25 protein-coding genes and 4 pseudogenes are annotated in these 23,669 nt (G+C 70.5%); 15 read left to right on the top strand and 14 right to left on the bottom strand.

Going from position 1 to position 23,669, the window contains the following annotated elements:
- The 8 genes from AB0O21_RS24740 to AB0O21_RS24775 form a co-directional block, all read left to right on the top strand.
- Positions 1–831, top strand: an 831-nt coding sequence (locus AB0O21_RS24740; RefSeq protein WP_365174012.1) for an aminotransferase class I/II-fold pyridoxal phosphate-dependent enzyme, incomplete at its 5' end; no start/stop codon positions are given.
- A gap of 212 nt (positions 832–1,043) precedes the next feature.
- Positions 1,044–1,385: a metalloregulator ArsR/SmtB family transcription factor gene (locus AB0O21_RS24745; RefSeq protein WP_365174015.1), complete on the top strand. Its 342-nt coding sequence runs from the start codon at positions 1,044–1,046 to the stop codon at positions 1,383–1,385.
- A gap of 74 nt (positions 1,386–1,459) precedes the next feature.
- On the top strand, positions 1,460–3,115 hold the full coding sequence (locus AB0O21_RS24750; RefSeq protein ID WP_365174017.1) for a SulP family inorganic anion transporter: 1,656 nt from the start codon (positions 1,460–1,462) through the stop codon (positions 3,113–3,115).
- On the top strand, positions 3,112–3,534 hold the full coding sequence (locus AB0O21_RS24755; protein WP_365174019.1) for a pyridoxamine 5'-phosphate oxidase family protein: 423 nt from the start codon (positions 3,112–3,114) through the stop codon (positions 3,532–3,534). The genes AB0O21_RS24750 and AB0O21_RS24755 overlap by 4 nt, the downstream gene beginning before the upstream one ends.
- A gap of 17 nt (positions 3,535–3,551) precedes the next feature.
- Positions 3,552–3,956, top strand: coding sequence for an ATP-binding protein (locus AB0O21_RS24760; protein WP_365174022.1), 405 nt, complete (start codon positions 3,552–3,554; stop codon positions 3,954–3,956).
- A 22-nt stretch (positions 3,957–3,978) separates the two neighbouring features.
- The gene (locus AB0O21_RS24765; protein ID WP_365174025.1) at positions 3,979–4,389 is read left to right on the top strand and encodes an STAS domain-containing protein; all 411 of its coding nucleotides are present in this window, start codon (positions 3,979–3,981) and stop codon (positions 4,387–4,389) included.
- Positions 4,390–4,430: 41 nt separating this feature from the next.
- Positions 4,431–4,652 carry an alkylphosphonate utilization protein gene (locus AB0O21_RS24770; protein WP_365174027.1) on the top strand — a complete coding sequence of 74 codons (222 nt, stop codon included), beginning with the start codon at positions 4,431–4,433 and terminating at the stop codon, positions 4,650–4,652.
- A gap of 177 nt (positions 4,653–4,829) precedes the next feature.
- Positions 4,830–5,165 (top strand): metalloregulator ArsR/SmtB family transcription factor, encoded by a 336-nt coding sequence (locus AB0O21_RS24775; protein WP_365174030.1) that lies wholly within the window; start codon positions 4,830–4,832, stop codon positions 5,163–5,165.
- 106 nt (positions 5,166–5,271) lie between these two features.
- On the opposite strand, the gene AB0O21_RS24780 is transcribed toward AB0O21_RS24775, so the two are convergent.
- Genes AB0O21_RS24780 through AB0O21_RS24790 form a run of 3 tightly spaced genes read right to left on the bottom strand, consistent with a single transcriptional unit; the run spans position 5,272 to position 6,073 of the window.
- On the bottom strand, positions 5,272–5,430 hold the full coding sequence (locus AB0O21_RS24780; RefSeq protein WP_365174032.1) for a DUF6126 family protein: 159 nt from the start codon (positions 5,428–5,430) through the stop codon (positions 5,272–5,274).
- Positions 5,427–5,627: a hypothetical protein gene (locus tag AB0O21_RS24785; RefSeq protein ID WP_365174035.1), complete on the bottom strand. Its 201-nt coding sequence runs from the start codon at positions 5,625–5,627 to the stop codon at positions 5,427–5,429. The genes AB0O21_RS24780 and AB0O21_RS24785 overlap by 4 nt, the downstream gene beginning before the upstream one ends.
- On the bottom strand, positions 5,624–6,073 hold the full coding sequence (locus AB0O21_RS24790) for an ATP-binding protein (RefSeq protein ID WP_365174038.1): 450 nt from the start codon (positions 6,071–6,073) through the stop codon (positions 5,624–5,626). The genes AB0O21_RS24785 and AB0O21_RS24790 overlap by 4 nt, the downstream gene beginning before the upstream one ends.
- Positions 6,074–6,095: 22 nt before the next feature.
- Here AB0O21_RS24790 and AB0O21_RS24795 point away from each other — a divergent pair, with 22 nt between their 5' ends.
- A complete protein-coding gene (locus AB0O21_RS24795; RefSeq protein WP_365174040.1) occupies positions 6,096–6,317 on the top strand; it encodes a hypothetical protein in 222 nt (73 codons plus the stop codon).
- A 65-nt stretch (positions 6,318–6,382) separates the two neighbouring features.
- On the opposite strand, the gene AB0O21_RS24800 is transcribed toward AB0O21_RS24795, so the two are convergent.
- The gene (locus tag AB0O21_RS24800; protein ID WP_365174043.1) at positions 6,383–7,114 is read right to left on the bottom strand and encodes a carbonic anhydrase; all 732 of its coding nucleotides are present in this window, start codon (positions 7,112–7,114) and stop codon (positions 6,383–6,385) included.
- Positions 7,115–7,401: 287 nt separating this feature from the next.
- On the opposite strand from AB0O21_RS24800, the pseudogene AB0O21_RS24805 reads away from it, so the two are divergent.
- A pseudogene (locus AB0O21_RS24805) lies at positions 7,402–7,503 on the top strand (transposase); the annotation flags it as partial.
- A gap of 157 nt (positions 7,504–7,660) precedes the next feature.
- Here AB0O21_RS24805 and AB0O21_RS24810 read toward each other — a convergent pair.
- Together AB0O21_RS24810 and AB0O21_RS24815 are read right to left on the bottom strand one after the other, a co-directional pair.
- Positions 7,661–7,792 (bottom strand): annotated as a pseudogene (locus AB0O21_RS24810) (IS5/IS1182 family transposase); the annotation flags it as partial.
- A gap of 69 nt (positions 7,793–7,861) precedes the next feature.
- Positions 7,862–11,113, bottom strand: coding sequence for a transcriptional regulator (locus AB0O21_RS24815; RefSeq protein ID WP_365174046.1), 3,252 nt, complete (start codon positions 11,111–11,113; stop codon positions 7,862–7,864).
- A gap of 156 nt (positions 11,114–11,269) precedes the next feature.
- Here AB0O21_RS24815 and AB0O21_RS24820 point away from each other — a divergent pair, with 156 nt between their 5' ends.
- Both AB0O21_RS24820 and AB0O21_RS24825 read left to right on the top strand, forming a co-directional pair.
- Positions 11,270–11,482: a hypothetical protein gene (locus AB0O21_RS24820; RefSeq protein WP_365174049.1), complete on the top strand. Its 213-nt coding sequence runs from the start codon at positions 11,270–11,272 to the stop codon at positions 11,480–11,482.
- 230 nt (positions 11,483–11,712) lie between these two features.
- A pseudogene (locus AB0O21_RS24825) lies at positions 11,713–12,154 on the top strand (transposase); the annotation flags it as partial.
- 231 nt (positions 12,155–12,385) lie between these two features.
- Here AB0O21_RS24825 and AB0O21_RS24830 read toward each other — a convergent pair.
- The 6 genes from AB0O21_RS24830 to AB0O21_RS24855 all read right to left on the bottom strand — a co-directional run bounded on the left by AB0O21_RS24830 (position 12,386) and on the right by AB0O21_RS24855 (position 20,109).
- Positions 12,386–13,396, bottom strand: coding sequence for a hypothetical protein (locus tag AB0O21_RS24830; protein WP_365174051.1), 1,011 nt, complete (start codon positions 13,394–13,396; stop codon positions 12,386–12,388).
- Positions 13,393–15,303 carry a ferritin-like domain-containing protein gene (locus AB0O21_RS24835; RefSeq protein ID WP_365174053.1) on the bottom strand — a complete coding sequence of 637 codons (1,911 nt, stop codon included), beginning with the start codon at positions 15,301–15,303 and terminating at the stop codon, positions 13,393–13,395. Before AB0O21_RS24835 ends, AB0O21_RS24830 begins: the two co-directional genes overlap by 4 nt.
- Before the next feature lie 11 nt (positions 15,304–15,314).
- A complete protein-coding gene (locus tag AB0O21_RS24840) occupies positions 15,315–16,748 on the bottom strand; it encodes a radical SAM protein (RefSeq protein ID WP_365174055.1) in 1,434 nt (477 codons plus the stop codon).
- Positions 16,745–18,157: a hypothetical protein gene (locus AB0O21_RS24845; RefSeq protein WP_365174057.1), complete on the bottom strand. Its 1,413-nt coding sequence runs from the start codon at positions 18,155–18,157 to the stop codon at positions 16,745–16,747. The genes AB0O21_RS24840 and AB0O21_RS24845 overlap by 4 nt, the downstream gene beginning before the upstream one ends.
- 539 nt (positions 18,158–18,696) lie before the next feature.
- Positions 18,697–19,395: an AAA family ATPase gene (locus tag AB0O21_RS24850; protein WP_365174060.1), complete on the bottom strand. Its 699-nt coding sequence runs from the start codon at positions 19,393–19,395 to the stop codon at positions 18,697–18,699.
- 327 nt (positions 19,396–19,722) lie between these two features.
- Positions 19,723–20,109: a transposase family protein gene (locus AB0O21_RS24855; protein WP_365174251.1), complete on the bottom strand. Its 387-nt coding sequence runs from the start codon at positions 20,107–20,109 to the stop codon at positions 19,723–19,725.
- A gap of 44 nt (positions 20,110–20,153) precedes the next feature.
- Here AB0O21_RS24855 and AB0O21_RS24860 point away from each other — a divergent pair, with 44 nt between their 5' ends.
- Positions 20,154–20,597 carry a hypothetical protein gene (locus tag AB0O21_RS24860; RefSeq protein ID WP_365174062.1) on the top strand — a complete coding sequence of 148 codons (444 nt, stop codon included), beginning with the start codon at positions 20,154–20,156 and terminating at the stop codon, positions 20,595–20,597.
- A 59-nt stretch (positions 20,598–20,656) separates the two neighbouring features.
- On the opposite strand, the pseudogene AB0O21_RS24865 reads toward AB0O21_RS24860, so the two are convergent.
- Positions 20,657–20,749, bottom strand: a pseudogene (locus AB0O21_RS24865) (phosphatase); the annotation flags it as partial.
- 99 nt (positions 20,750–20,848) lie between these two features.
- The gene (locus tag AB0O21_RS24870) at positions 20,849–21,955 is read right to left on the bottom strand and encodes a virginiamycin B lyase (protein ID WP_365174065.1); all 1,107 of its coding nucleotides are present in this window, start codon (positions 21,953–21,955) and stop codon (positions 20,849–20,851) included.
- 443 nt (positions 21,956–22,398) lie between these two features.
- Here AB0O21_RS24870 and AB0O21_RS24875 point away from each other — a divergent pair, with 443 nt between their 5' ends.
- A complete protein-coding gene (locus tag AB0O21_RS24875) occupies positions 22,399–22,563 on the top strand; it encodes a hypothetical protein (protein ID WP_365174068.1) in 165 nt (54 codons plus the stop codon).
- Between the two features lie 581 nt (positions 22,564–23,144).
- On the top strand, positions 23,145–23,624 hold the full coding sequence (locus tag AB0O21_RS24880) for a hypothetical protein (protein ID WP_365174254.1): 480 nt from the start codon (positions 23,145–23,147) through the stop codon (positions 23,622–23,624).
- Positions 23,625–23,669: the final 45 nt, after the last annotated feature.

The following is a 23,669-nucleotide window of genomic DNA, read 5'->3' on the forward strand; positions in this document are numbered from 1 at the left end:
CCGCTGTGGACCGCCTCCGTCAGCCTGGCCGGCGGCACCGCCGTGCACTACCGCTGCGACGAGCAGTCCGACTGGATGCCGGACCTCGCCGACATCGAGCGCAAGATCACCGACCGCACCCGCGCGATCGTGATCATCAACCCGAACAACCCGACCGGCGCCGTCTACGACGACGAGATGCTGCACGGGCTCACCGACATCGCCCGCCGCCACAACCTGATCGTCTGCTCGGACGAGATCTACGACCGGATCCTCTACGACGGCGCGATCCACACGAACACCGCCGCCATCGCCCCGGACCTGCTGACGCTCACCTTCAACGGGCTCTCCAAGAACTACCGCGTCGCCGGCTACCGGTCCGGCTGGATGGCGGTGTGCGGGCCCAAGAAGAACGCCTCGTCGTACATCGAGGGCCTGACGATCCTGGCGAACATGCGGCTCTGCGCCTACATGCCCTCCCAGCACGCCATCGCCACCGCCCTCGGCGGACGGCAGTCGATCAACGACCTGGTGCTGCCCGGCGGGCGGATCCTGGAGCAGCGCGACACGGCGTACGACCTGCTCACCCAGATCCCCGGCATCACCTGCGTGAAGCCCAAGGGTGCGCTGTACCTGTTCCCGAAGCTGGACCCGTCCGTCTACAAGATCAAGGACGACCGGCAGATGGTCCTCGACCTGCTGCGCGAGGAAAAGATCATGGTCGTGCACGGTACGGGCTTCAACTGGCCCGAGCCCGACCACTTCCGCATCGTGACCCTGCCGGGCGCGAAGGACCTCACCGACGCGGTCACCCGGATCGGCAACTTCCTCGACGGCTACAGCCAGCCCTAGAAAGATCGTGCGCCAGCGGGCAGAGGGTTTGCGGGGTGGCGGCGAGGTCCCTGAGCAGAAGCTACGGGCTCCAGTCAAGGGCGATCGTCGTTTCTGTGAATTGCAGAAGTCTGCAATTTCATAGATGCTGTGAGGGCTGTGTCTGCAGGTAGCCGCGGGCGCAGCACCAGCCGTTCGCCCCGGTGCCTGGGGCGGGAGAAGGGTGCGAGACCGTGCCGGTTCCGCTGTATCAGGCCAAGGCCGAGTTCTTCAGGATGCTCGGGCACCCTGTGCGGATACGGGTTCTGGAGCTGCTGCAGGACGGGTCGATGCCGGTGCGCGATCTGCTGGCCGCGATCGAGGTCGAGCCCTCCGCGTTGTCGCAGCAGCTCGCGGTGTTGCGCCGGTCGGGGATCGTCACCTCGGTGCGTGACGGATCGACCGTGGTCTACGAGCTGGCTGGCGGGGATGTCGCGCAGCTGATGCGGGCGGCTCGGCGGATTCTGACCGAGGTGCTGGCGGGGCAGCGCGAGCTGCTGGAGGAGCTGCGGGAGTCCGAGGTCCGGGCGCCGTGACTGTGAACAACTTCCTGACTTCCATGCTGGGGCGGGTCCGCTCGGTGCTGCCGACGCGGGCTGATTTTGCGGTCATGGGCCGCAGTCCCCGCCGGGATCTGCTGGCTGGGCTGACCGTGGCGATCGTCGCGCTGCCGCTCGCGCTTGGCTTCGGGGTCTCCTCCGGGCTCGGTGCGGAGGCCGGACTCGCCACCGCCGTGGTCGCCGGCGCGCTCGCCGCGCTGTTCGGCGGGTCGAACCTCCAGGTGTCCGGGCCGACGGGTGCGATGACCGTGGTGCTGGTGCCGATCGTCGCCCAGTACGGGCCCGGCGGCGTGCTGACGGTCGGGCTGATGGCCGGTGTCCTGCTGATCGGTCTCGCGCTTCTGCGGGCCGGGCAGTACATGCGGTACGTGCCGGCGCCGGTGGTGGAGGGGTTCACCCTTGGTATTGCCTGCGTGATCGGCCTCCAGCAGATACCCAACGCGCTCGGTGTGGCCAAGCCGGAGGGCGAGAAGGTCCTGCTCGTTGCCTGGCGGGCTCTCGTGGAGTTCGTGGCGTTCCCGAACTGGACCGCGATCGGTCTCTCGGCCGGTGTCGCGGCGGTGATGCTTGCCGGTGCCCGGTGGAGGCCGACGGTCCCGTTCTCGATCGTCGCGGTGATCGCCGCGACCGTGATCACGCAGGTGTTCCACCTGGGCGCGGCGTCCCCGATCGGTGACCTGCCCTCCGGCCTGCCCGCTCCTTCCCTGGCCTTCCTCGACCTGTCCGTCCTCGGCTCGCTGCTCGCCCCGGCCGTGGCTGTCGCGGCGCTTGCCGCGCTGGAGTCCCTGCTGTCGGCGACGGTCGCGGACGGGATGACGGTGGGACAGCAGCACGACCCGGACAAGGAGCTGTTCGGGCAGGGCATCGCCAACCTGGCGGCCCCGCTGTTCGGCGGAGTTCCGGCCACGGCCGCGATAGCGCGGACCGCGGTCAACGTCCGTACCGGCGCTTCCTCCCGCCTGGCCGCGCTCACCCACGCCGCGGTGCTCGCGGTGATCGTGTTCGCCGCGGCCCCGCTCGTGTCGAAGATCCCGCTGGCCGCGCTCGCTGGTGTGCTGCTGGCGACGGCGATTCGCATGGTGGAGGTCGGCTCGCTGCGGGCGATGGCGAAGGCGACGCGCTCGGACGCGGTCGTGCTGGTCCTGACCGCCGCCGCGACCCTGGTCCTCGACCTCGTCTACGCGGTGATCATCGGCCTGGTCGTCGCCGGAGCGCTCGCCCTGAAGGCGGTGGCGAGCCAGGCTCGGATGGAACTGGTCGACTTCCGGCCGGATGTGCCAGGTGAGCACAGCGAGGAGGAGCACGCGCTGCTGGCCGAGCACATCGTGGCCTATCGCATCGACGGCCCCCTGTTCTTCGCCGGCGCCCACCGCTTCCTCTTGGAGCTGTCGGAGGTCGCTGACGTGAAGGTGGTGATCCTGCGCATGTCGAGGGTCACCACACTGGACGCCACCGGCGCCCTCGTACTGAAGGACGCCGTGGAGAAGCTGAACCGACGCGGCATCGCCGTCATGACCTCCGGCATCCGGCCAGGCCAGCGCCAGGCCCTGGACGCCGTGGGCGCGCTCGACCTGCTGCGCCACGAGGGACGTGAATACGCCACGACCCCGGAAGCGATCGCCGGGGCCCGCAAACACCTGGAACAGGCGGGACTGCTGCCCCGTACGCATCACCGACCGCACCGCATCCGGAAGGGAGCACGATGACCGTCCCCGCCGACCGCCGCATGATCGAGGTCTCCGGCACCGAGGCCCTGTGGCTCCTCGAAGGCTCCAGCCAAGGCCGACTCGTCTACGTCCAGCGGGAGCTGGCCGTCGTGCGCCCCGCCACGCACGTGATGGAGTACGGGCGCCTCGTCGTCCGGGCCCCCGTGCAGGCCGCCAGCATTCCCGGCCGTGCGCTGCTGACCTACCAGGTCGATGAGATCCGCACCCCTGCCGGCACCGGCTGGACGGTCAGCGCGCACGGTCCGGCGGACGTCATCGCCAACCCCGACGAGGCGGCTCACTACCGGCGCACCCTGCCAGGCTGGGCCCACGGCCCGCACGACACCCTGCTGCGGCTGCACCCGCAGCAGGTGTCCGGGTTCCGCCTTGCCCGCACCGTGGCGGGGGCGGGCCGGTGAGTGTCCGGGTCGAGACGATGCCTTACCGGCACGTGTTGGACGTGCCCGCCATGGGCTCGGCCGTCCGCATCGCGCGCGAGACCACCGAGCTGGTCCTCATGGAGTGCGGGGTGGGCCTTCGGCATCCGAGCGTGGACCCGGCGCTGCTGATCCTGGCCGAGCTGGTCACCAACGCCGTCCGCCATGCCGCCGTGTCCTCGCCGACGATCACGGTCACCTACGCGCACGGACCGGGGGCGTTCGCGTTCGCTGTCCATGACCGCCACCCCTACCAGCCGGCCTTGTTCGGGGCGCTCGCCACCGCCCCGGGCAGCGGCCTGGCCATGGTGGTCGAACTGGCGATGGAGCTGGGCGGCACCGCCGCCGTGAGGCCGGACGCGGACTCGCGCGGCAAGGCCATCTGGATCACCCTGCCCCTGTGACGAGCGAACCGAGGAACGAACGATGACGATCGAATGGCGGTACACGACCCGCGAGGACCTGGGCGTACTGTCCCTGGCGGGCTACCTCGGCGCGGATGCCGTGGACCGGTTCACCGGCGCCATCGGCTGGGCGCTGGCCCGGGGCACCGGCCCGGTCATCCTCGACCTGACCGGTCTGCTGGGCTGGTCGGCCGGCGGACAGATCGCCGTCGCCCAGGCCGCACGCCGCCTCGCCGAGAACGGTCGACGCTTGGAGCTCGCGGCGATACCCGCGGACGGCTCCCTCGTACCGGACGCCACCTGCCCGCCCGTCGCCGTCCACTGCGACCTTGCCGCCGCCCTGGCCGCCCACGGGGCCCAGGACGCGGTCAGGCAGTGGCGTACCGATGACTGGCAGGACCCGAATCACCCGGCCACACCCGCCCTCACCTGAACACCAGCACCAGCTACGAGAACGGCAAGGACACCCACGCCATGAGCGACATCATCGTCAAGGACTCCAACGGCACCCCGCTCGCCGACGGCGACTCGGTCACCCTGATCAAGGATCTCAAGGTCAAGGGGACCTCCGAGACCCTCAAGCGCGGCACCCTGGTCAAGAACATCCGTCTCACGTCCCGTCCGGGCGAGGTCGAGTGCAACACGAAGAAGGTCAAGGGCCTGGTCCTGCGGACCGAGTTCCTCAAGAAGGCCTGACCGGCGAAGGACCCGCTCTCGGGGGTCCGAACGTCACGAAGGCCGCCCACGGGGTCCCAGGAGTTGCAGGGATCTGCAACTGTGGAGGTCGCAAGGTGTGAAGAGGGGCGATCGGATGCCCCTACGAGGGAATGGTTCCGGGTGGATGAGATGGGCAGTCAAGGCAGGGGTACCCAGGTGAGCACACCGCTGTACCAGCTGAAGGCGGAGTTCTTCAAAACGCTGGGGCATCCGGTCCGCATCCGCGTCCTGGAACTCCTGGCAGTACGCGAACACGCGGTCGCCGAGATGCTCCCGGAGGTCGGGGTGGAGGCGGCGAGCCTCTCCCAGCAACTGGCCGTCCTGCGCAAGGCCAACCTGGTGGTCACCCGCCGCGAAGGCTCCAACGTGTACTACCAGCTCACCCACCCCCAGATCGCAGAACTGCTGCGGGTCGCCCGCGGCATCCTCTCCGGCGTACTGGAAGGTCAGGCCGAACTCCTGGCCGACCTGCGCGCCACCAGCCACATCTAGGCAGCACACACGGCGCAGGCCCCACGAGGGCCGCGCCCCACATGCGGCGGCCGTCTTCCGTTAGTGCGGGTTCAGCGCGCTTCTGACACCGGAAGACGGCCGCTCCTCATTTCTGAGCGTGCTGGCCGAGATAGAACAGCAGGTACACGAAGCCGGCGAACAGGTGCGTGCCGAAGATGTAGAAGAAGGCGCGCAGGGCGACGCCCTTGGCCAGCCACCGTTCCTGTTTCGCAGCCTCGCTCTGCGCGGGCTTGTCGTCCGTCATGACGGCTGCCCTCCTGTCCGGGTGTCGGGTTCATGCTGGGCTGGGGCGTGCGGGCGGACGAGGATCTTCATGCCGTGCTCGCCGGCGTGCTCGATGACGGCTGCGACCCCACTTGCCTCTACGGTGCGGGTATCGGGGACGGCGCCGAGGTAGGTGATCTCGTAGAAGTGGACAGCCTGGGGCTCACTGCTGTTCATGGGGTTCCCTCGGGCAGGATGAAGCGGACGATGACCGTCTTGCCGCGCCCGCCGGTGGCGGGCTCGATACGGACGTCACCGCCGTAGGCGCGTGCTAGGTCGGCGACGGTGCGCAGCCCTTGCCCTGTGGCCCGGTCGGCGTCGGCCAGGGTTATGGGGCGCGGGTCCAGGTCTGCGACGGCTACGACGAGCATGTGGTCGCTCACGTGGAGGGTGACCTCGGCGTCCGGGGACTGCTGGGCGTGGCGGACGGCGTTGGCGATGAGCTCGCTGACCACGAGCAGCGCGGCTCCGAAGAGGGAGGAGGCGCTTCCCAGGCCGAAGAGGACCAGGGAGCGTTCCGTACGCTCGCGCGCGGCCCGTACCGAGCCCGGCACCAGCGGGACCGTCCACGCGTGCTTGCGCGTCTGCGGCAGCGCATGCTGCCCGCTGGGGTGCCCGGCCATTACCGCGGCCTCGGACGAGACCGTGACGCCATCGGCTTCACCGGCCATCCGCGCCGGTGGCCACGCCGTGATCGTGGGCCACGCGCAGCGCGTCCTCCAGCTCCTCCTCAGCCTGCGCCTCCTCGACGGCATCGTCAGCCTCCCGCGCAGCCTGGAGACGAGCCCGCGCCATGCGGACCCGTTCCAGCGCCGCTTCCTCGAACCCGGCCACACCACAACCCCCGTCCACCGAATCCAGAACTAGTAAATTGCATAACTCTGCAAGTCTAGCGGGTGCGGGTCCGCCCGGGGTTTCACAGTGGGCGGGGGTCAGCGGATCTGGTGGACTCGCTGGCTGGTCAGTTCGTAGCGGGCCCCGACCACGGCCAGCACGCCCGCTGCAACCTTGGCCGACAGGACGGGCTCGGCGGCCAGGCGGGAGCGCACCAGCCGCACGTTCGCCGTGATGGCCGCGTCCACGCGCGCCGCCCCGCGAAGGGTGCGGTTGAGCGCCGGATGGATTTGGTCGGCCAGGTACTGCATATGGCCGGGCAGTAGCTCGCCGTCCTCGGCAGCCTGGACGGCGGCGGTCACGGCCCCGCACGACTGGTGCCCCAGAACGACGACGAGCGGGATTCCCAGCTCGTGAACCCCGTAGGTGATACTGGCGAGGACCGCCTCATCGAGGACGGAGCCGGCCGAGCGAACCGTCAGCAGGTCACCCAGACCCTGATCGAAGACCAACTCCGGCGGGACACGGGAATCGATGCACCCCAGAACCACAGCGAAGGGATGCTGCCCGGCCACCAGTGTCTGCCGCACCGCCCGCGTCCGGTCCGGATTCCGCTCGTGAAACGTCCGCCAGCGGGCATTGCCCGCCGCGAGTTCCCGCAGCGCGGACTCGGGAGTCCGCGGCCGCAGGCCCTTCCCATCGGCGCGGATGGCGGTCGAGGTAGCGGTATCGGACACCAGCCCGGCGGCCACCGCCACCGCTCCCGTCAGCGCGCCCCGGACGAGCCCGCGACGCCCCAACGGTGCACGACGTTCAGTGTTATCTGTCATGCAGGGACAAATTAGGCGTATCCCGGCCGACGTGCAGGCTGCCGCCTCAGGCTTGGTCCGGCCTTGAGGAAGTCTTGGCCTCATCCGCCCAGGCATGGCCAGCGTGGAGGCGTGCGGCCTTGAGTAGCCCTCATCCATGGCAATCGGTCCAGGTACAGCGCGCCGTCTTCCAGCGAGGCGAGACTGGGCTGAGTGCGCATCCTGTCACTGGACTTCACTGCGGCCTGACGCAAACGCCCACACCGGAAGGTCTGAACGATCACGTGATTCCGTGATCGCTCACAACCGCGAACAACGTCGAAATCGCTTACACGCCGACGAACTCCTTCTGGCTCAACCGCATCGAGGCCCAGTTCACCGCCCTGCGCTACTTCACCCTCGACGGCACCGGCCAGACGCCGAAGGCAGCGGGCAACGCCGTCATCCGCAACTGGACCGACATCACCGATACATGGCAGAAGGATCCGCTCCAAGATGAGATTGCCGATGCCTTCATCTGGCAACCCCCAGCGCGCAGGACCGTCCGAGCTGGCTGACCGCAGTTACACGTTGGCGGCCGGCCAGCCACGACACGGTCCGTTCGACGACCCATCGGTGTCGGCCCAGACGCTGCGAGGACTCGACGCCCTTGCGGGCGACACGATGCCGGATCCCTCGCAGTCGGAGCCATCGCCGCAGGTGGTCGTAGTCGTAGCCCTCGCCCGCACCAGCCGTGACCGGCACAAGGCCTGAACCTCAGCTGCGAGATCACGCACTCAGCGGTCCACCCGGCCAGTCATCGTCCGCGACCACTGCGGCGACTATTGCGGCTGTCATTGCCTCGATGGATGCGGCACGGCCCGCTGTGGTGCCGTCGCGTGCGCCGCTACCGATGACGATCTCCCTGACGCGCCTCCTTTCGACGGGCGGCTCGGGGTTCCAGGGCGCGGAAGGGGTTCCGTCCGGTTCGAGACCATGGGGCCACGGGTTGTGCGAGAAGTCCACCAGGAAGTCACCCGAGCTGGAGTCGAGCATCAAGGCATCATCCCTGCCGGCGTCCACGGCGGCCCGGATTCGGTCCAGGAGCGCGCCGCGGTCCTTCCCGCGGTTCTTCCCGCGGGCTTCGAGCGCGGCGAGTCCGAACAAGGCTTCGGGACTCCCGGCATCCGCTGCTCCGTGGAGCAGGAGTACCGCCCCTTCGGTGTTCTCCCCGGCCTGCTGCCCCTCCAGTGCCAGGTGGTGCACCACCGCCGCCGTCTCGTCCTCGTCGGCCACCGCGCGTGCCAGCGCCCGCCAACCGTCCACGTCACCGTCGGCCTCGTACATGCGGGCCAGTTGTACGAAGGCGAGCGCAGCCGTGTTCTTGTCCTCCGCACCCGATGCGCGACGGTACAACGCCTCGGCTCCCGCCCGGTCCTGCGACGCTTCCAGCACACCGCCGAGGCGAAGCATGCCCTTGTCGTCACCGGCCTCAACCGCGCGCTGGTACAGCTCCTTCGCTTTCTGCAGGCTCCCGTTCAGGGCAGCCCGCTCTCCGAGCACGACCAGGGCCTTCGGGTTCCCGTGGAAAGCCGCGCGTTCATACAGGGCCAGAGCGTCTGCTTCCTCCCCTGACCTCTCCAGTATCTCGGCGAGCGCCGCCAGCGTAGCGGCGCTCGCCGGCCCGTCGGCTTGGTGGAGCAGCGCCGTCAGGCCCGGACGGCTGCCGTCGGCGGCTCGGAGGAGCGCCAGCCTATAGGCGGGCCACTCGCTGGACTCCTGCGCCGACAGGACGAAGGAAGCCGCTGCATCAAGACTGCCCGACTGGACGAGCCGGTCCGTCCACTGGTCGCGGGCGAACCAACTCCCCGCCTCGGCCGCCTGGTGCAGCAGAGTGTCGGCCTGCGCCGCGTCCCCGGCTTCCTCTCTCGCTCGCGCGATCGAGTAGAGCACTTGGCCGTTGCCCGCTTCAACGGCCAGGCAGCAGACCTCGGCGACGCCTTCCTCGTCGTTCATGCTCTGGCGCAGCAGACACATACCGACGAGTGCCCGGGTGTGTCCGGCATCCGCGGCCAGCCGGTAGAGCTCGTCGGCCCGTTGCAAGTCACCGGCCTTTGCACGCTCCTCGGCAACCTCGGCGAGATCGTCTCCGCCGAACGGGCCGGAACACCGGAGGGTCACGAACTCCAACACGTCCAGGCCGGTGAGCCCTCGGCGCAGTGCGTCGAGCAGTGCCCGTGCCACGTCGCTTCCGCTCCTGGCCGCGTACGCGCACAGGTCTTCGGCGCGGGCGGGGTGACCTTCCTGCGCGTACCAGTGCGCCAGGTGGAGCAGCGGGCCTTCCTCCCCGGCGTCGCAGGTCAGGCGCACTAGGCGGTCGGCGCGGTCGAAGTCTCCGACGGCTGCGCGGGACATGGCCAACGACATGGCGCTCTGGTCGTGTCCGGCCTCGGCCGCCCGTTCGATGAGCCGGTCCGCCCCCTCGACGTCTCCCGCCCGCCGCTTGGCCTTGGCGACCTCGACCATGGCCACGGTGTCGCCCAGCTCGGCCGCTCTCAGCCACAGCCGGTGCGACCAGTGCAGTCGCAGCCGCGACGCTGCCGCCCGGGACAGCAGGAGAAGGCTCTCAGGGTCGTCGACATGCTCGTACGCGGCCGACCAGAAGGACGCCGGCGGGCACAGAGCGCGGCGCTCGTGCGCACCGTGCTGCTCGATGTAGTCCGCCAGGCGGTACACCGGCCCGGACGTGTGGTCTCCCGGAGGACCGCCGGCGGACCGCGGACGCATCCGGCGCAGCGGTGCGAGGTCGCCGTGGACCGCCCGTCCTGTCTCGGTGAAGGCCCGCTCGTACCAGTCGTCTTCGAGGGTGTCGTACTCGTCGTCGGTGAGGTAGTCCTCCGCGGCCTGTGTAAGGAACGCGTACGGCAAGTGGGGGCCGACGCCGAGGCGGCGGGCGTCGACCGCCGCGCAGAGCAGGGCACGCGCCGCGGGCGAGGCGGCCCGGTACTTCTGCAGCAGTGCGGGCGCGCCCGCGAGGAACTGGGCCAGCCGTCCGTCCTGCGTGCGTTCAAGCGCCAGTCCGAGCTGCCGGTCGCCCTGCCCGGCCAAGGCTCGCGCCGCGTCCAGGGCCGGAGGGTCGAAGCGGTCGGGCAGCATGACGAGCCGCCCGGCCAGCAGCGCGCGGACCTGCGCATGGGGATCCTGGCCCAGAGCCGCGGGCCGGGTGTAGTCGTCCGCGTACCGGGGCCACAAGGTGCCCAGCACCAGGACGGGTCCCCGGCGCTGGTCGGCCAGGAGGGTGCGCAGGCCCGCGGCGATGCGTTCGCCGACGCCCTGCCCTGCGCCGAGGTAGTGCTGGGCTTCGTTGAGCCAGACGACCGTCCGGGGCCGGACCCGGGCCAGCTCCGCCTGCGCGGACTCGGCGCGGGTCGGGTCGAACGGGTGCCACAGCCGCCATCCCTGAGCGGCCAACGGCTGTACGGCCTCCCAGAGTGCGCGGGTCTTGCCGGTGGACGAGGATCCGACCAGTACGGCCATCCGGCTGTTCCCGGCGGCCGCGTCGGCGACGACCCCGGCCAACTCGGCGTCGTGAGGCCGTCGTACGTAGGACGGCATCGCGGGGACCGTGAGCCCGGGGTGCGGTTCGCCGAGGGGTGGCGCCGGTTCGACGGCCGGGTGGACTTCCAGATCGTGCGGGTGCCACTCCCGGATGGGGCGGCCCGCTTCGGGGGCCGGCGGCGGTGGAGCTGCGGCCGGTTCCGGCCCGGCCGGCGACGCCGCGCGGGCAGACGTACGCAGCTCCAACAGCGGGCCCGGTTCCAGGCCGAGCGCACGCGCGAGCGCGGCCACGGTGTGTGCGGAGGGAACGGGGGTGGCGTCCGAGGTGCTGAACGCCTGGCTGACGACCGTACGGCCCAACCCCGCCCGGCGGGCGAGCATGCTCTTGGTGAGCCCGGCCACGGCCAGCGCCTCGTCGAGGCGGGCACGCAACTCGGCCCACGCCGCGGGCCCGTGTGGGACCCGGGGTTCTTTGCCCTCCATGGCCGTCCGCGCCCCCTCGTTCGCCAATGCCGACCTGGTGTTCGTGATTGTTCATTGTTGACCGGACGCACCACGGCGAACAGCGGAAGCGCGACATTCGGTTCATCACCCACACGTGCCCGCCGAGCAGGCGCGCCGAGCCGAAGGGAACGACCCGTGTCCCAGCGAACCACGCTGATCCTGTTTGCGTCCGCCCTCGCCGTTGTCATCTGCGGCCTGGCGGGCGTGGGCGCCGCCTATCTCGCCCGCCGTGACGGCGCCTCGTACCCGCAGGCCCTGAGCCGGGCGGCGGGCACATTCGCCGCCGGTATCACCGTCGTCGCCGCGACGGCGACGGCCCTCGTCAACGTGATCGGTCAGGGCCCGTGAGCGTAGGTCCTGTCGTCAAAGTGGGGCCGTTCAGGCCCGCGGAGTCCGGCGCCGAGCATTGCGAGGCGCCTTCGAGCTGACGAGCCCGCTCTTCCTGGCCACCGGTGACCGAATCGCTTTCGAAGGTGACGGGCTTGTCGTCGTGCGGGCCAGTGGAGAGCGACTGTCACCGGCCGGCGACTGGTTCAGTCGTTGCGGAACCCGGGTCTCTGCGCCGCCGGTAGAAGGGGATGAGCCTGCAACATCACGATGCCCGGCAGGAGCCGCTGGTGGAACTGTCAAGCTTCCGGGGTGAGTTCTGTTCCTGTCTCACCGCTCGGGCAGATGCCCTGTTCGACGAGCCCTGGCCTCGGTGCTGCTCACCCGGTCGGCAGACGGCCGGCTGGTCCTGGCCGTCGATGTCACCTGCTGACTGCGGTCCGACGCCCACACCTCACCGCAGCGGATCATGTGTCACACCTACGGCCAGGGCAAGGACCAGCACATCCCCTTTCCCGGGTGGCCCTACTCGATCGTCTGCAGTTGCGCGAACTGGTCGAGCGGCTGATCACCGCAGGCCAGTGACAGGTCGACGACCCGGACGTCCTCGTCATCGCGGACGCCGGATACGACGCACCCCGCCTGGCCCACCTCCTGCAAGACCTGCCGGTGCAGCTCCTGGCCAGGATACGAACGGCATGAAACGACCCCGGCGTCCGTCAGGCCGCCGGGGTCGTCGTGAACACGGTGTCGGCGCAGCTCCTCGTCCGGGCCGGCCACCTCGCCCCTGGGCCTCGGCGGCGTCACAAGTCAGACGGCCACGGCCTCGGAGGCCCGCAGCGGCAGTCGTCACAGATCGGAGTTCTGACCGGGCGCGGGGGCGACCGGTCAGTGCTGCGAGCGGCGGTGTTCCGCCGGGCGTGATCACGGCACGCCACCGACGCCCTCCGGCCGGCCCGCCGTTCGGGGGCCGAGCCGGGCGGCGTCCAGTTCGTCCTGCCAGGCGCGGGAGGCGAAGGCGGAGGCGTACAACTCAGAGCAGGTCGCCAGGTGTTCGTTGAACGCGGCGCGCAGCCGGGCGGTGTAGTGCCGGCACAGCGCGGCCGCCGGGGTCCCGCCGGCATCGGCGTCGATCACGGCGGCGGCGAGGACGGCCGTACGCAGGGCTTGGGCGGTTCCCGTGCCGCTGAGCGGGTCGTAGCGGATGGCGCCCGCCCCGACGGTCAGCAGCCCGTGCGGCAACTCATCCGTGGGGGTCAGCGCCGGGGCGGGATGCAGCCGAGGGGCTGCCGGGATGGCGGCCACCGTATCCGGCGGGCGGCGCAGTACGTCGCCCGCCGCGGACTCGGTGAGCAGCCGGGCCAGCAGTCCGGCCGGGTCCTCGGCGGGGCCGGGCACCATGGCCTGCACCAGGCAGTCGCCCGCGCCGAGGGGGGTGAGCTGGACCCAGCCCAGACCGGTGGTGTCCAGCACGGCGGTGCGCTCGTCCCGGCCCGCCCGCAACGGGGCGGTGCCCGCCAGCAACCGCCGTCGCCCGAGCGTGTGGTGGGCCACCGGTGCGCCGCCCACCACCTGCGCCGTCACCGTCCACCGCGCCGGGCCGCCCGCGTCCGGCGTCGGCCAGGCCTCGAGCCGCTCCCGCATCCGGGCCGCCAGCACCGCCCCGTCCACCACCCGCCCCGCCTGCGCGAATCGCGCGGAGCGCACCCCGGCCCCCCACCGCACCCGGCGGTGGGTCAACTCCCACGCATCGTCGAGGAGTCCGGCTCCCCACACGGAGCGAAGCAGCTCCAGCGTCGGCCCGGTCAGCAGCAGGGGCCGGGTACCCGCCCCGGGTTCCGACGCCGCCAGCTGGATCCGATGCCCGCGCCCGACCAGCAGCCACGCGCAGGTGAGCTCCGCCAGCCCCGATCCGGCGATCGTGACGGGACTCACCCGTTGTCGCCGCCGTCGTGCATGGTCAGTGCGCCGAGCAGTGCCTCGGTGTCGCGGTAGTGGCGGACCACCGTCCTTCGCTCGCCCACCTCGACGAGGCTGAAGAGGGCCTCGTGAGCTCGGATGGCGGCGAGGGCCGCGGCCCTGGTGAGCTGCCCGTCGGCGAGGGCCACCCCGCCCGCGGGGGCGGGCTCGACGAGCCATTCGGGGAGCGTGAAGCGGGGTGCCACCCCGCGTGCGGCGAGCATGTGGTTGACCTCGTGCAGGTTGGCCATCGTACGGCGGGACTGCTCGATCAGTACTCCGCCCGCGCTGTCGCCCAGCATGAACGTGGGCTGCAGCGCCCCCAGCAGCATCGCGTAGTACAGGTCGCTGAGTTGCAGGAGCTGTGTGTGCAGGGAGCCTCCGTCGCCCGGCCCCAGGTCGCGCAGGTATTGGCTGGGGGTGAATTCCGCCAGATGGCCCTTGACGGCCTGGAAGCGCCTGAAGTGGTCGCCGCCCTCGTCGATGATCAGTTTGATCAGATGGGCGAGCCGCTCCGACTCCGGGAAGAGGTCCGGCCGCTTGACCAGGGTTTCGTGCAGCTTGACGTACATCCCGTCCACACCGGTGTCCACCTGCTGGCTGGGCGCCTCGACGTCGATGAACCATTGCAGCTGGGCGGCGTCGAGCGGGCGCAGTGCGAAGTCGTGTGCGCCGTCGCGATCGATCGTGCTCGCGCGGCCGAGGACCACGGATTCCCCCAGTGTCCCGAGTGCCTCGTTGACCCACCGCAGGTGACGCATCTCGTCGACCGCGACAGCGAACACCTCCTGGGCGGCCGCGTACACCTTCCGGGTGAGATCGCTCGGGTTCGCCGGCAGGCGCATCGGTGCCTGGAGCGAGTAGTGGGCGAACAGGTACTCCACGCACAGCGCGTGTTCGACCGTGGCCAGCGTCTTCAGCTTCTTGATGACGGCCGGCCGGTCCAGCGGCTGAACGGACGAAGGGGCCGGGATGCCTTCACTGTCGTCCTCGCGGTCGTTGAGGACCACGGGCAGCACGTTCCAGTTCGCGATCAGCCCCGGGTACGTGAACTCCAGCGCCGTGCGTACGCCGCGCGGGGAGGCCTCGTCGGCCGCGTCCGTGTCCAGATCGGGTACCGGCGTACGGTCTTTGCGCAGGAAGTTCATCTGGGGGACGCTGCCGTCCGAGCTGCTGGTGACGTCGGGCTTCGAGGCGGCCCAGTAGAAGCACCCGCAGTCCCGGAAGTCGTACTGCCACGGCGCGCACAGGCTGCGCGTGAGGTCGCCCGGCTGGTACACGTCCGGGTCGATCACCCCGTCCTCGTCCAGGTAGCGGGCCCGGTCGGCGACCAGAACGGCGAGTTTGAAGCCGCCGTTCGGGCCGCGCCGCACGAAGTCGGCGTTGTTCCTCCGCAGGTCGTTGACGTCGCCGACGGCCAGGGCGCCCTCCGACCACCTGCCCGGTCCCGGGCCGACCAGGACGGCGATCCGGCCGGGCAGCAGATCGTGTACCCGCCGCCACACGTCCAGGCCGTCCAGCCCGCTGCAGTCGATCACGGGGGCCTGGGCCTCCGTCTGATCCACGGTCGTACGTCCGCACAGCGCCCAGATGTACAGGGGGCTGTCGGGGTCGTCCACGTCGGAGGCCTTCAGACCCTGTGCCGCGGCGGCCCCGCCGTTCACGGCCAGGACCCTGGAACCGCTGCCGCGCTGGAAGTCGACTGTCAGGCCGGGGAAGAACGCCTTGTCCAGGTTGCGCTGATCGAATTCCAGGCCCGGGAAGCAGTTGTCGACACCGCTTTCCGGGCGGGTGCCCGAGGGGTTGCCGCGTACGACGTACTCGGCCCGGGCAGTGAGGTTGCGCGGGAACAGCTTCCCGTCGGGGGGCGGAAGGTCTGGCATGGACGGCTCCTTCAGACGGCGCTGGCAGGGCTGGCGGGGCTGACGGGAGTGGGGGTGGAGTCCGCAGCCATACGGAAGAACTCGGGTACGGCAGCGGACAGTTCGACGTAGGCCCGCAGGCAGAAGTCCAGCCAGCCGCGGATGTATTCACAGCCCGGCCGTCCCCGGCGGCTCACCTCGTGGTAACAGCCGCCGCCGCACAGGTAGCGGGCCCAGCAGGAGCGGCACGGCTCCTGACGATCGACATGGCGTGCAGCCAAGTGCCGGGCGCGGGCGGCGACGTCGGAGCCTTCCGCCAAGGAGCCCATGGCGAAGGCCGGGTCGTCGACCAGCCGGTGGCACGCGTACAGCCCTCCGTCGGCCGAGGCGCTGAGATATCCGGCGCCCGCGCCGCAGGGATACGGGCGATGCGTGCCCCGGTGGAGCTGGTGCATCGCGGTCTGGAAGTTGCCGAAGGGGTAGGCGCGCCCGGCCGACAGCTCGCGCAGCGCCTTCTCGCCGCACTCCACCATCCGCTCCAGGAACCCGGTGAAGGCCTCGGCGGTGATCTCGTACGCCGGGTCCGGCGCGCTGACCACGGCGGCGAAACCGACCTCGTCGAAGCCGAGGCCGATGCCGTGCTCCAGCACGTCGAGCAGTCGGCCGGTGTGCGGGGTGACACTCACCCGCGCAGCCAAGTGACGGGGGCGGCCGTGCCGGGCGAGCACCTCCAGGCCGGCCCGCAGACGGTCGTACGCACTGCCTCCGCCCGGCGCCCGCCGCAGCGCGTCGTGGCCCTCGCGGTCACCGTCCAGGCTGACCGTGACGGTGAAGGGGTGGTCCGCGAACAGGCGCGCGTCCTCGGGGCGTACGGTCGTCAGGTTGGTGGTGAGGGCGAAGCGGACCCGGTTCCCGGCGGCGGCCCCGGCCCGTTCGGCGTACGCGACCACCTCGTGCAGCAGGTCCCGGGCCAGCAGCGGCTCGCCGCCCATGAAGCCGACCACCACGTCCGCGCCGGGCGCGGCTTCGGCCAACAGCCGGTCGACCGCGTCGAACGCCGTCCGCCTGGGCATCGCGCGGGCGGCACCGCCGAACTTGCCCTCGTCCGCGTAGCAGTGCCCGCAGCTGAGGTTGCACGCCTGCATCACGTTGAGCGAGAGGGAGGCGAGCGGCGGCGGCTCGGCGGGCGTGCCGTCGATGCGCCGCTGCGCCCAGAGCGGTAGCGCGAGCTCGCGGGCCAGGTCCTCGAGCGAGCCCTCCGGGGCCGCCGTCCACCGCTCCAGCCGGGCGGCGGTCGGCTCGGGCAGGTCGTACACCCTGCTGCCGTCCGCGACGAAGAGGTGCGCACCGTGCGCGCTGCGGAAGACCCGGACCTCGGAGCTCGGGCCCGGGGGCGCGAGAGTGGTCTGCGCGTCCGCCGGCGGCGGACCGGCCGGGCGACGGCCGATCTGCAGCAGTACGGTCATGACCCGGGCTCCGTGTTCTCGCGCAAGGAAGCGGCCCAGCCGGTCAACAGGTCGTACTGGCGGCGGGTCAGGTGCAGCGGTCCGGCGTCGGCCCCGCGCATGGCTACGGGCATACGGCCGTCGAGGTAGTCGGGCGTGTCCTCGACCGGTTCGCGGATCACCCGTCGGATCAGGTCGGGCTGCTCCCGCAGCAGGTCCTCCAGTACCTCCAGCGCCACGTAGCGCCGGTGGCGGCGCCGACCGCCGTCGGTGAGCGCGAGCAGGACGCCGGTCAGAGGTTCGGGGACGGGAAGCGGGCCGCGGTCGTTCACTCCGTCGCCGTCGAGGTCCTCGCCATAGGTGTCGCGGACGCGCTCGTTCTGGACATCGACGTTGATGTTTCCCATCGTTTCCAGGATCCGCTCGAACAGGTCCCGGATCTCCAGGGTGGTGAGCGGTTTGTCGGCCAGGTACGCAGGGTCCTTGACGTCGGCGCGCTGGACCCGGTCCGCCAGCCCGTCTGCGAGCGAGACGAAGGGCCTGCGGTCCGGGGCGAAGTCGGGCGGGCTCACCACGATCCGGGCCGAGGCTTCGAGGCCCCCGGGGAGGGAGGCGGTGACCGTGCCGTCGCAGATGTCGTCGACCAGTCCCAGGCTCTCGTTCTTGTCCTCGATTTCCGCACCGGCGAAGAGGCCGCCCGGAACGGTCCTCGGGTCGTCGCTGGTGTCCTGGAGCGGGAACCCGCACCACCGGGCGTCCGGGTTGAGGATCAGCCGCTGCGGCGGCAGCGCGTAGTCGGTTCCGTCGGCGCGGGTCTCCAGATCGGTCGGGCCGTACACTGCCCCGACCCCTGGCCTGAACCGCAGCCGCAGCTCGGGGAGCGCGGCGTTCGGTGCGGGCACCTGTACGGAGCCCAGCGGCAGGCTGCGGCCGGCCGGTAGCAGCGGATCCGCGACGCCCTGCGGCGATCCGCCGGCCAGCGGACGGGGGGTGTGGTCGTTGCCCCGCACCTCGGTGAGCGCCTCGACCCGGTCACCGTCGGACTGGGTGTAGTGGTGCGCCTTGAGATTGGCCACCGCGACCTCCCAGCGCAGATCCGCCAAGGTCAGCCCGAACTCCGTCAGCACCGCCTCGGTCAACGGGCCGGTCCGGCGCTTCCCACCGGTGGTCCAGGTGCCGTGCAGCTCGAAGTACGGGCACACCGGCCGCCAGCCGCCCTGGTCGTCCTTGAAGCCCACCGCCTCGGGCATCCGCTCGGTCAGGGTGCCGTCAGGGGCAAGGTCGAGAGTAGGGGCGGGGACGACGGTGGTCTTCCCCGAACCGCGCGGCGACAGGTCGCTCGGCCCCCAGCTGTAGTTGTCGCACGGCACGGGGGAAGGCCCCAACCGGGCGATGGCGAGCGGCGGATGGAGCCAGATTCGGTCGATCACCAGCATCTCCTAGCGGTGGCGAGCTCGGGGAGGAGACGAGCGCGTGCGACCTCGTGGGTCGCGGGCCGGGCCTGCGAGACAGGACAGAATCACGGTACGTGATCAAACGTACGAGATTCATCACAATCCGTCACGTCCGACACGGGTGGTGACTTCGACGTCGCCGACGCCGGTGCCGACCGTCCGGTCCGATCGCGGGAGGCAGGTTGCGCAGGCAGGCGACGGCGGACACGACGAGCCGGCCCCGTCCGTTGCCGAGGTGGGTGATCCCTGCCGGTTCGGTGCGTCCGGCGAGCCACTCGGCCCGCTCCACGTCCAGCCGCCGTGGCGGGGCACACGGGCACAGAAGACCCACGCGGACCCCGACGACACGACGTGGCCGACCGGGAATCCGTCCGGACGGCCGTCGTCCGGCCTGTTGAGCGACGCTGAAGGTGTGGATGAAGGCGACGTGCTGGTTGTCGATGGGATGGGATGAAACGCCCCCGGCGGCCGTCAGGCCCCCCGGGGGCGTCGTGAGCACGGTGCCGGTTTCGTGCTCACTCTGTCGCGTGGGTCTCGGTGATGGCGGTGCGGGTGGAGGACTCGTCGACGATGCCTTTCTCCTCGGTGAAGGCGGCGATGAGGGACTGCCCGGCGATGTCTCCTCCTTGCTCATGGTGGGAATCTGGTAGCTGATCGAGATCCGCTGGGTTCAGGGCTGCCAGGACGCCGTGCTTCATGCGTGTGCGCAGGGTGGGCTGGCCGATCAGCAACACCGTGAACGGCGTGGTGGAGTCCATGTCGTAATTGGTGAGCATGCGGAACGCGTCCAGCTCCTGGTGGTCGAGCAGGTGCGACTCGTCGATCACGACGGCCGGCGTCCTTCCCCGTTCGTCGACCTCCGCGGCCAGCGCGGCGGAGGCCTGGGTGGCGAGGGCGGCCAGGTGGACCTTGGGGGTCTCGCCCAGGCTGGTGGCGATGTGGTCGTAGAGGCCGCGCATGCCGACCTCGGGGTTGGGCTGGTAGATGACCGTGAACCGTGCGGGGGCGAGTGAGGCGACGGCGCCTTCGAGGGCGACGGTTTTGCCGGAGCCGGCTTCGCCGGTGACCACGCCGATCGCGCAGTTGTTGATGCACCAGGCGATGCGGGCGGCGGCTTCCCGGTGGGAGTGGTGCTGGTGGAGCATGGACGGGGCCAGGTTTCGGCCGAAGGGGACGCGGCTGAAACCGAAGTACCCCTGAACGCGGTCGATCATCGTAATCCCCGCCCGTCGTCCATCAGGGACGAGTAGTTGACGCCCTTCGCTGTGTTCGCCGTGTGTGTTTCGTCGAGGATCTTCAGGTAGTCAATTCCAGTCGGCGGGGCCGGCTCCAACGGTGTCTCCGGCCTCGCCTTCGGATGGATGTGCCGGCCCACCCGGTGAACGCCTCCCGGAGATCAGCGGGGCTGGGCAGCGGCAGCGGCAGCGGCAGCGGCAGCGGCCGGGGAATCGAACCCAGCCAGCGTTCGATCGGAGGCTGCCCGGTCTCCGAGTGCACAGTGCGGTGGTAGACGGTCTCCACCCACGCGGTGAAAAGCCTGTTCAGCTCGGTGAGGTGCCCAATCTGGCCGACACGTTCGTCGTCGAGCTCGACCAGGAACTGGTCACGGACGGTGCGGAAGAACCGTTCGATTTTACCCGGCCCTGTGACCGTCCGGGCTTGGAGCGGGTGAGCCGGATAGCCAGGGACGCGCAGGCGCGCAAGAGCCACGTGTCCACGAAGGCCGATCCGTTGTCGACGTAGATCGGCTCCGGGACGCCGCGGGAAGACAGGGCCGGCCGCAGGACTGCGGCCAGGCGGAAGGTGTCCTCGGCGAACCCGAACCGGTGGCCCACGATCGCGCGGCTGTGGTCGTCGATGAACGCGAACAGGTACTCGCGGCGGGCGGATGCCGCCGTCCGGATGGTGACAGCTGGAGAATGGAGGATCTGTACGTACCCACTCTCCGAGGTCGAAGCGGGTTGCTGAGCTGATGACTGAAACGCCGTCCACGATGCACATGGTCTCCTTTGCGGCCTGGAGGGATGACGCCCTGCCCTCGGGCCGCCTGGCCGATCGGCGCTATGTCACCCTGGCTGAGCTTCTGGTCCGGCTGGGGAGTTACGGACTCGGGCTGACCTGGAAGGTTCAACTGTTCGACGATCAGCCGCACCCGGCGTTCGCGCAGATGACGAAGATGTCAGCGGGCACCGGAATCCCCACCCTCGAGTTGCTGGCCATGGACGCGCCTTACCTGCAGGCAGTCGACGGAGACTTCGAGGGCTACGCGGGCAGCGAACTCATGCTGACGTTGCGGGAGTTCGACAGTTCCAGCTGGGACGTCCGTACAGCCGACGCGTGGGTGCTGAGTGAGATCCAACGGCACTACCCAGACGCCAGGCCAATGACTTCAGACGAATGGGACACCACGAACTGATCTTCTGAGGAGGGAGCGGCCGAGCCTGTGGCCCCGTCGCCTGGCTGTGCATGAGCAGACCGACGCTGGTTGTCCACGGCGTCGATCAGGGTGCCGTCGACGTCGAACAGGACGTACCGCTGGGGGCCGGGCGGGGGAAGTTCGCTGGTCACGGTCCCGGTCCTGCCATCCGACGCCGCGGGCGGATGGGCCGGCCCAGGCCGGACCGCACAGGGGTCGCACGGTCCGGCCCGAGCTTCAGGGGTGTGGTGTCAGCGTCTGGTGACCCGTGTGGTGGTCCTGTCGGTGTTGTTCGCCGGGTTCTGATCAGTGGTACGGGAGGTGGCTCCGGCTGTTGCGGTGATGGCGGGGCTTTGGGTGGCTCGCACCGTGACGTGGAAGACCCGCTGCTGTCCGGCGCCCAACGCCTTGACGCGCCAGGTCACCTGCGTCGGATGATGCCGGTCGGCACCTGGAGACGCCCCGGTGACCGGCACCCCGCGCGGTCGGGTCAGCGTGACGGCCGTGTCGGCGGCGCTGAAGGGCCCGTTGTTGGTCACTGTGACGTCATAGCTGTACTCGGCGCCGCCGCGTACAGTGGCCGGTGCGCTCAGCCGGACCGCCAGGTCTGCCCTGGGCGGACCGGCCCCGACCTCCAGTCGCCCGATGTGGTCGCGGAAGAGTTCGGTGAACCACACGTTGCCGTCCGGGCCCGCGGTGATACGGATCGTGCCGCTGCCGGGATTGGGCAGCGGGTACTCCTCGATGTCCCCGTCGGTGGTGATCCGCCCGATGCGGTCGCCGACCTGTTCCGTGAACCACAGATTGCCGTCGGGCCCCGCGGCGATTCCGTCGGGACCGGGACCGCTGTCGGCGTTGGGCAGGGTGTACTCGGTGACGGCGCCCGCAGTGCTGATCTTCCCGATCCGGTTGGTGAGGATCTCGGTGAACCACAGATTGCCGTCGGGCCCGGCCGCAATGCTCAGCGGGAAGTTGCCGGCGCTCGGCAGATCGTACTCGGTGACCTGTCCGGCGGTCGTGATCTTCCCGATCCGGTCAGGCGAGTCCTCGGTGAACCACAGGTTGCCGTCGGGCCCGGTGGTGATGCCGAACGGGGAACCGCTTCCGGCGGGCAGGTCGTAGAGGGTGATGACACCCGACGTGGTGATCTTCCCGATATGCCTGCCGATGAACTCGGTGAACCACAGATTGCCGTCGGGCCCGGCAGTGATGCCGAACGCATCGGTGTCCTCGCCGGGCAGCTGGTACTCGGTGAGGTCCCCGTCAGGGGTGATCCGACCGATCTTCCTGATGCCCTGCTCGGAGAACCAGAGATTGCCGTCGGATCCCGTGGTGATCTCGCTGGGAGAGGCGCCCACGGCGACGGGGTACTCGACGACGTCCCCGACATCGGCACGTGCGGGGCGGAGGCGGAGGCCGCGGGCAGGATGACCAGACTGAGGAGCAAGGCCGCCGCCAGCGGGTAACCCCAGCGCGAGCGGCGGTGTCGCGGTGTCGGGGGCGGGGGCTCGCACAGGGTGCGGGGGGACATGGGGAGGCAGACCTTTCGGCCGGAGGTCGGGGGCGGCCCGCCATGCGGGCGAGACCTCGCCGACGGGTCTGAACGCTGTCGGGCGGCGCGTGAGGTCGCGACAGCGGTTGCAGCGTAGGCCTCCGGGTGACGGCATGTCAGGCACCTGCGGGGCGACAGGCTGACAGCCGAGGGTGGGTTCCCCCCGCCGGGCGGATCCGCGGGAACCCTCCGGCCGCGCGGCGCGTCATGTGCTGTGCAGGGCAATGGAATCGAACGCAAGGGGGAACCATGGGTGAGAGCGACTCCACTGAACCGGCCTCCCAGGAAACGGACAACGTCCAGCACGCCGACTGGGTCGGCCCGACCGCGGCCCCGGTCGACCCCGAGACGGACTCGGACCCCGACGCGGAGACGGCCGCGCCGACGGAGACGGACTGGATGGGCCCTGGCTGACCCGCCACCCGCTGGCGAGCCCGGCGAACGCCCGGGTGAGCGGGCAACGGATTGTCGATCGCTATCAGGGATACATGCCACTCCATGGTGCAGCCGCCCCCTGTCAGGAAGAACCCAGAGGCCGGTGGCCCCCATCCTGGCCGCTGGTCATGGACGGCGGTTGCGCAGGGCCAGTCCTGGACGTACCGGTGCGGGATGCTGCGCGGAATCAGTGATGCGAGGCCGCCATCCCGCCCGAATCCTCCGTCACCGATCTCGGTGTAGATACGCCGAAGCAACTCGGGCAGCCGATACCCGAGCTTCTGTTCCGCGTGCTCGACTTCGGCGATCGTGACAGGTGGGAAGGGCTTGTCCGAGAGGCTTCCGCGGAAGGGGATCACGCTTCCCCCTCCCCATGCGAGTGCCTGCAGCCTCTCCAGGAGCGCATCGTCGTCCGCAGCGGTGCGGTGGCTGGCGTCGGTCACGATCCGGAACTGTAGTGGGGACACCGAGGCAGCCCCGGGTCGGTGTCCTGACGGGCAGGGGGGTGCGCGCTGGTCGCCGCCGACCCCGTCTGGTACCTCGTCGCCTACGACACCGGCCTGGAGGAGTGTCGGCTGTTCCGCGTCAACCGCCTCAGCGAGCCCGCCCCCACCGGCCACCGCCCACCCCGCGCGAGCTGCCCGCCCCAAACGCCGCCGCCTACGTCGCCGCGCGCTTCGCCACCGCCCCCGCCCGCTGCACCTCCACGCCACCGTGCCGGCCGACGCCGACACCGCCCGCACCCGCACCTTCTCCCTGCCCGGGACGGGGTTACGCCGTCGACGACCGCACCAGCACCCTCGACCTGGCCGCGAACGACCCCGACCCCGCATCGCCGCACAGCTCCTGGGCATCGACCTCGGCCCCACCGACGCCATCCACGGCACCCGGAACTCGCCCCCACCCGGAGCGGTGCGGCAACCGCCTGCTGCGCGCCGCCCGCGCCCACACCCGCCGAAGGAGCGAAGAATGACCCCACAGCACCGCGGGCAGCCGCACGCGGCCGCATTGCAGCGCGGTGCTGCGGGTGCACCGCCTAGTAGTGCTTTGTTAGCTGGTGTCGTGGGGCCTTGGAACGGGTTGTC

The sequence above is a fragment of the Streptomyces sp. NPDC091371 genome, from assembly GCF_040684275.1.
In the GTDB taxonomy this organism is placed as follows: Bacteria; Actinomycetota; Actinomycetes; order Streptomycetales; family Streptomycetaceae; genus Streptomyces.

Bases quoted from the DNA above. Each gene is read 5' to 3' on its own strand.
- AB0O21_RS24760 (WP_365174022.1), top strand. From the start codon at position 3,552: ATGCCTTACCGGCACGTGTTGGACGTGCCCGCCATGGGCTCGGCCGTC.
- AB0O21_RS24835 (WP_365174053.1), bottom strand. From the start codon at position 15,303: ATGCCAGACCTTCCGCCCCCCGACGGGAAGCTGTTCCCGCGCAACCTC.
- AB0O21_RS24755 (WP_365174019.1), top strand. From the start codon at position 3,112: ATGACCGTCCCCGCCGACCGCCGCATGATCGAGGTCTCCGGCACCGAG.
- AB0O21_RS24840 (WP_365174055.1), bottom strand. From the start codon at position 16,748: ATGACCGTACTGCTGCAGATCGGCCGTCGCCCGGCCGGTCCGCCGCCG.
- AB0O21_RS24800 (WP_365174043.1), bottom strand. From the start codon at position 7,114: ATGACAGATAACACTGAACGTCGTGCACCGTTGGGGCGTCGCGGGCTC.
- AB0O21_RS24765 (WP_365174025.1), top strand. From the start codon at position 3,979: ATGACGATCGAATGGCGGTACACGACCCGCGAGGACCTGGGCGTACTG.
- AB0O21_RS24770 (WP_365174027.1), top strand. From the start codon at position 4,431: ATGAGCGACATCATCGTCAAGGACTCCAACGGCACCCCGCTCGCCGAC.
- AB0O21_RS24750 (WP_365174017.1), top strand. From the start codon at position 1,460: ATGGGCCGCAGTCCCCGCCGGGATCTGCTGGCTGGGCTGACCGTGGCG.
- AB0O21_RS24815 (WP_365174046.1), bottom strand. From the start codon at position 11,113: ATGGAGGGCAAAGAACCCCGGGTCCCACACGGGCCCGCGGCGTGGGCC.
- AB0O21_RS24850 (WP_365174060.1), bottom strand. From the start codon at position 19,395: ATGATCGACCGCGTTCAGGGGTACTTCGGTTTCAGCCGCGTCCCCTTC.
- AB0O21_RS24790 (WP_365174038.1), bottom strand. From the start codon at position 6,073: ATGGCCGGGCACCCCAGCGGGCAGCATGCGCTGCCGCAGACGCGCAAG.
- AB0O21_RS24785 (WP_365174035.1), bottom strand. From the start codon at position 5,627: ATGAACAGCAGTGAGCCCCAGGCTGTCCACTTCTACGAGATCACCTAC.
- AB0O21_RS24875 (WP_365174068.1), top strand. From the start codon at position 22,399: ATGGGTGAGAGCGACTCCACTGAACCGGCCTCCCAGGAAACGGACAAC.
- AB0O21_RS24860 (WP_365174062.1), top strand. From the start codon at position 20,154: ATGACTGAAACGCCGTCCACGATGCACATGGTCTCCTTTGCGGCCTGG.
- AB0O21_RS24780 (WP_365174032.1), bottom strand. From the start codon at position 5,430: ATGACGGACGACAAGCCCGCGCAGAGCGAGGCTGCGAAACAGGAACGG.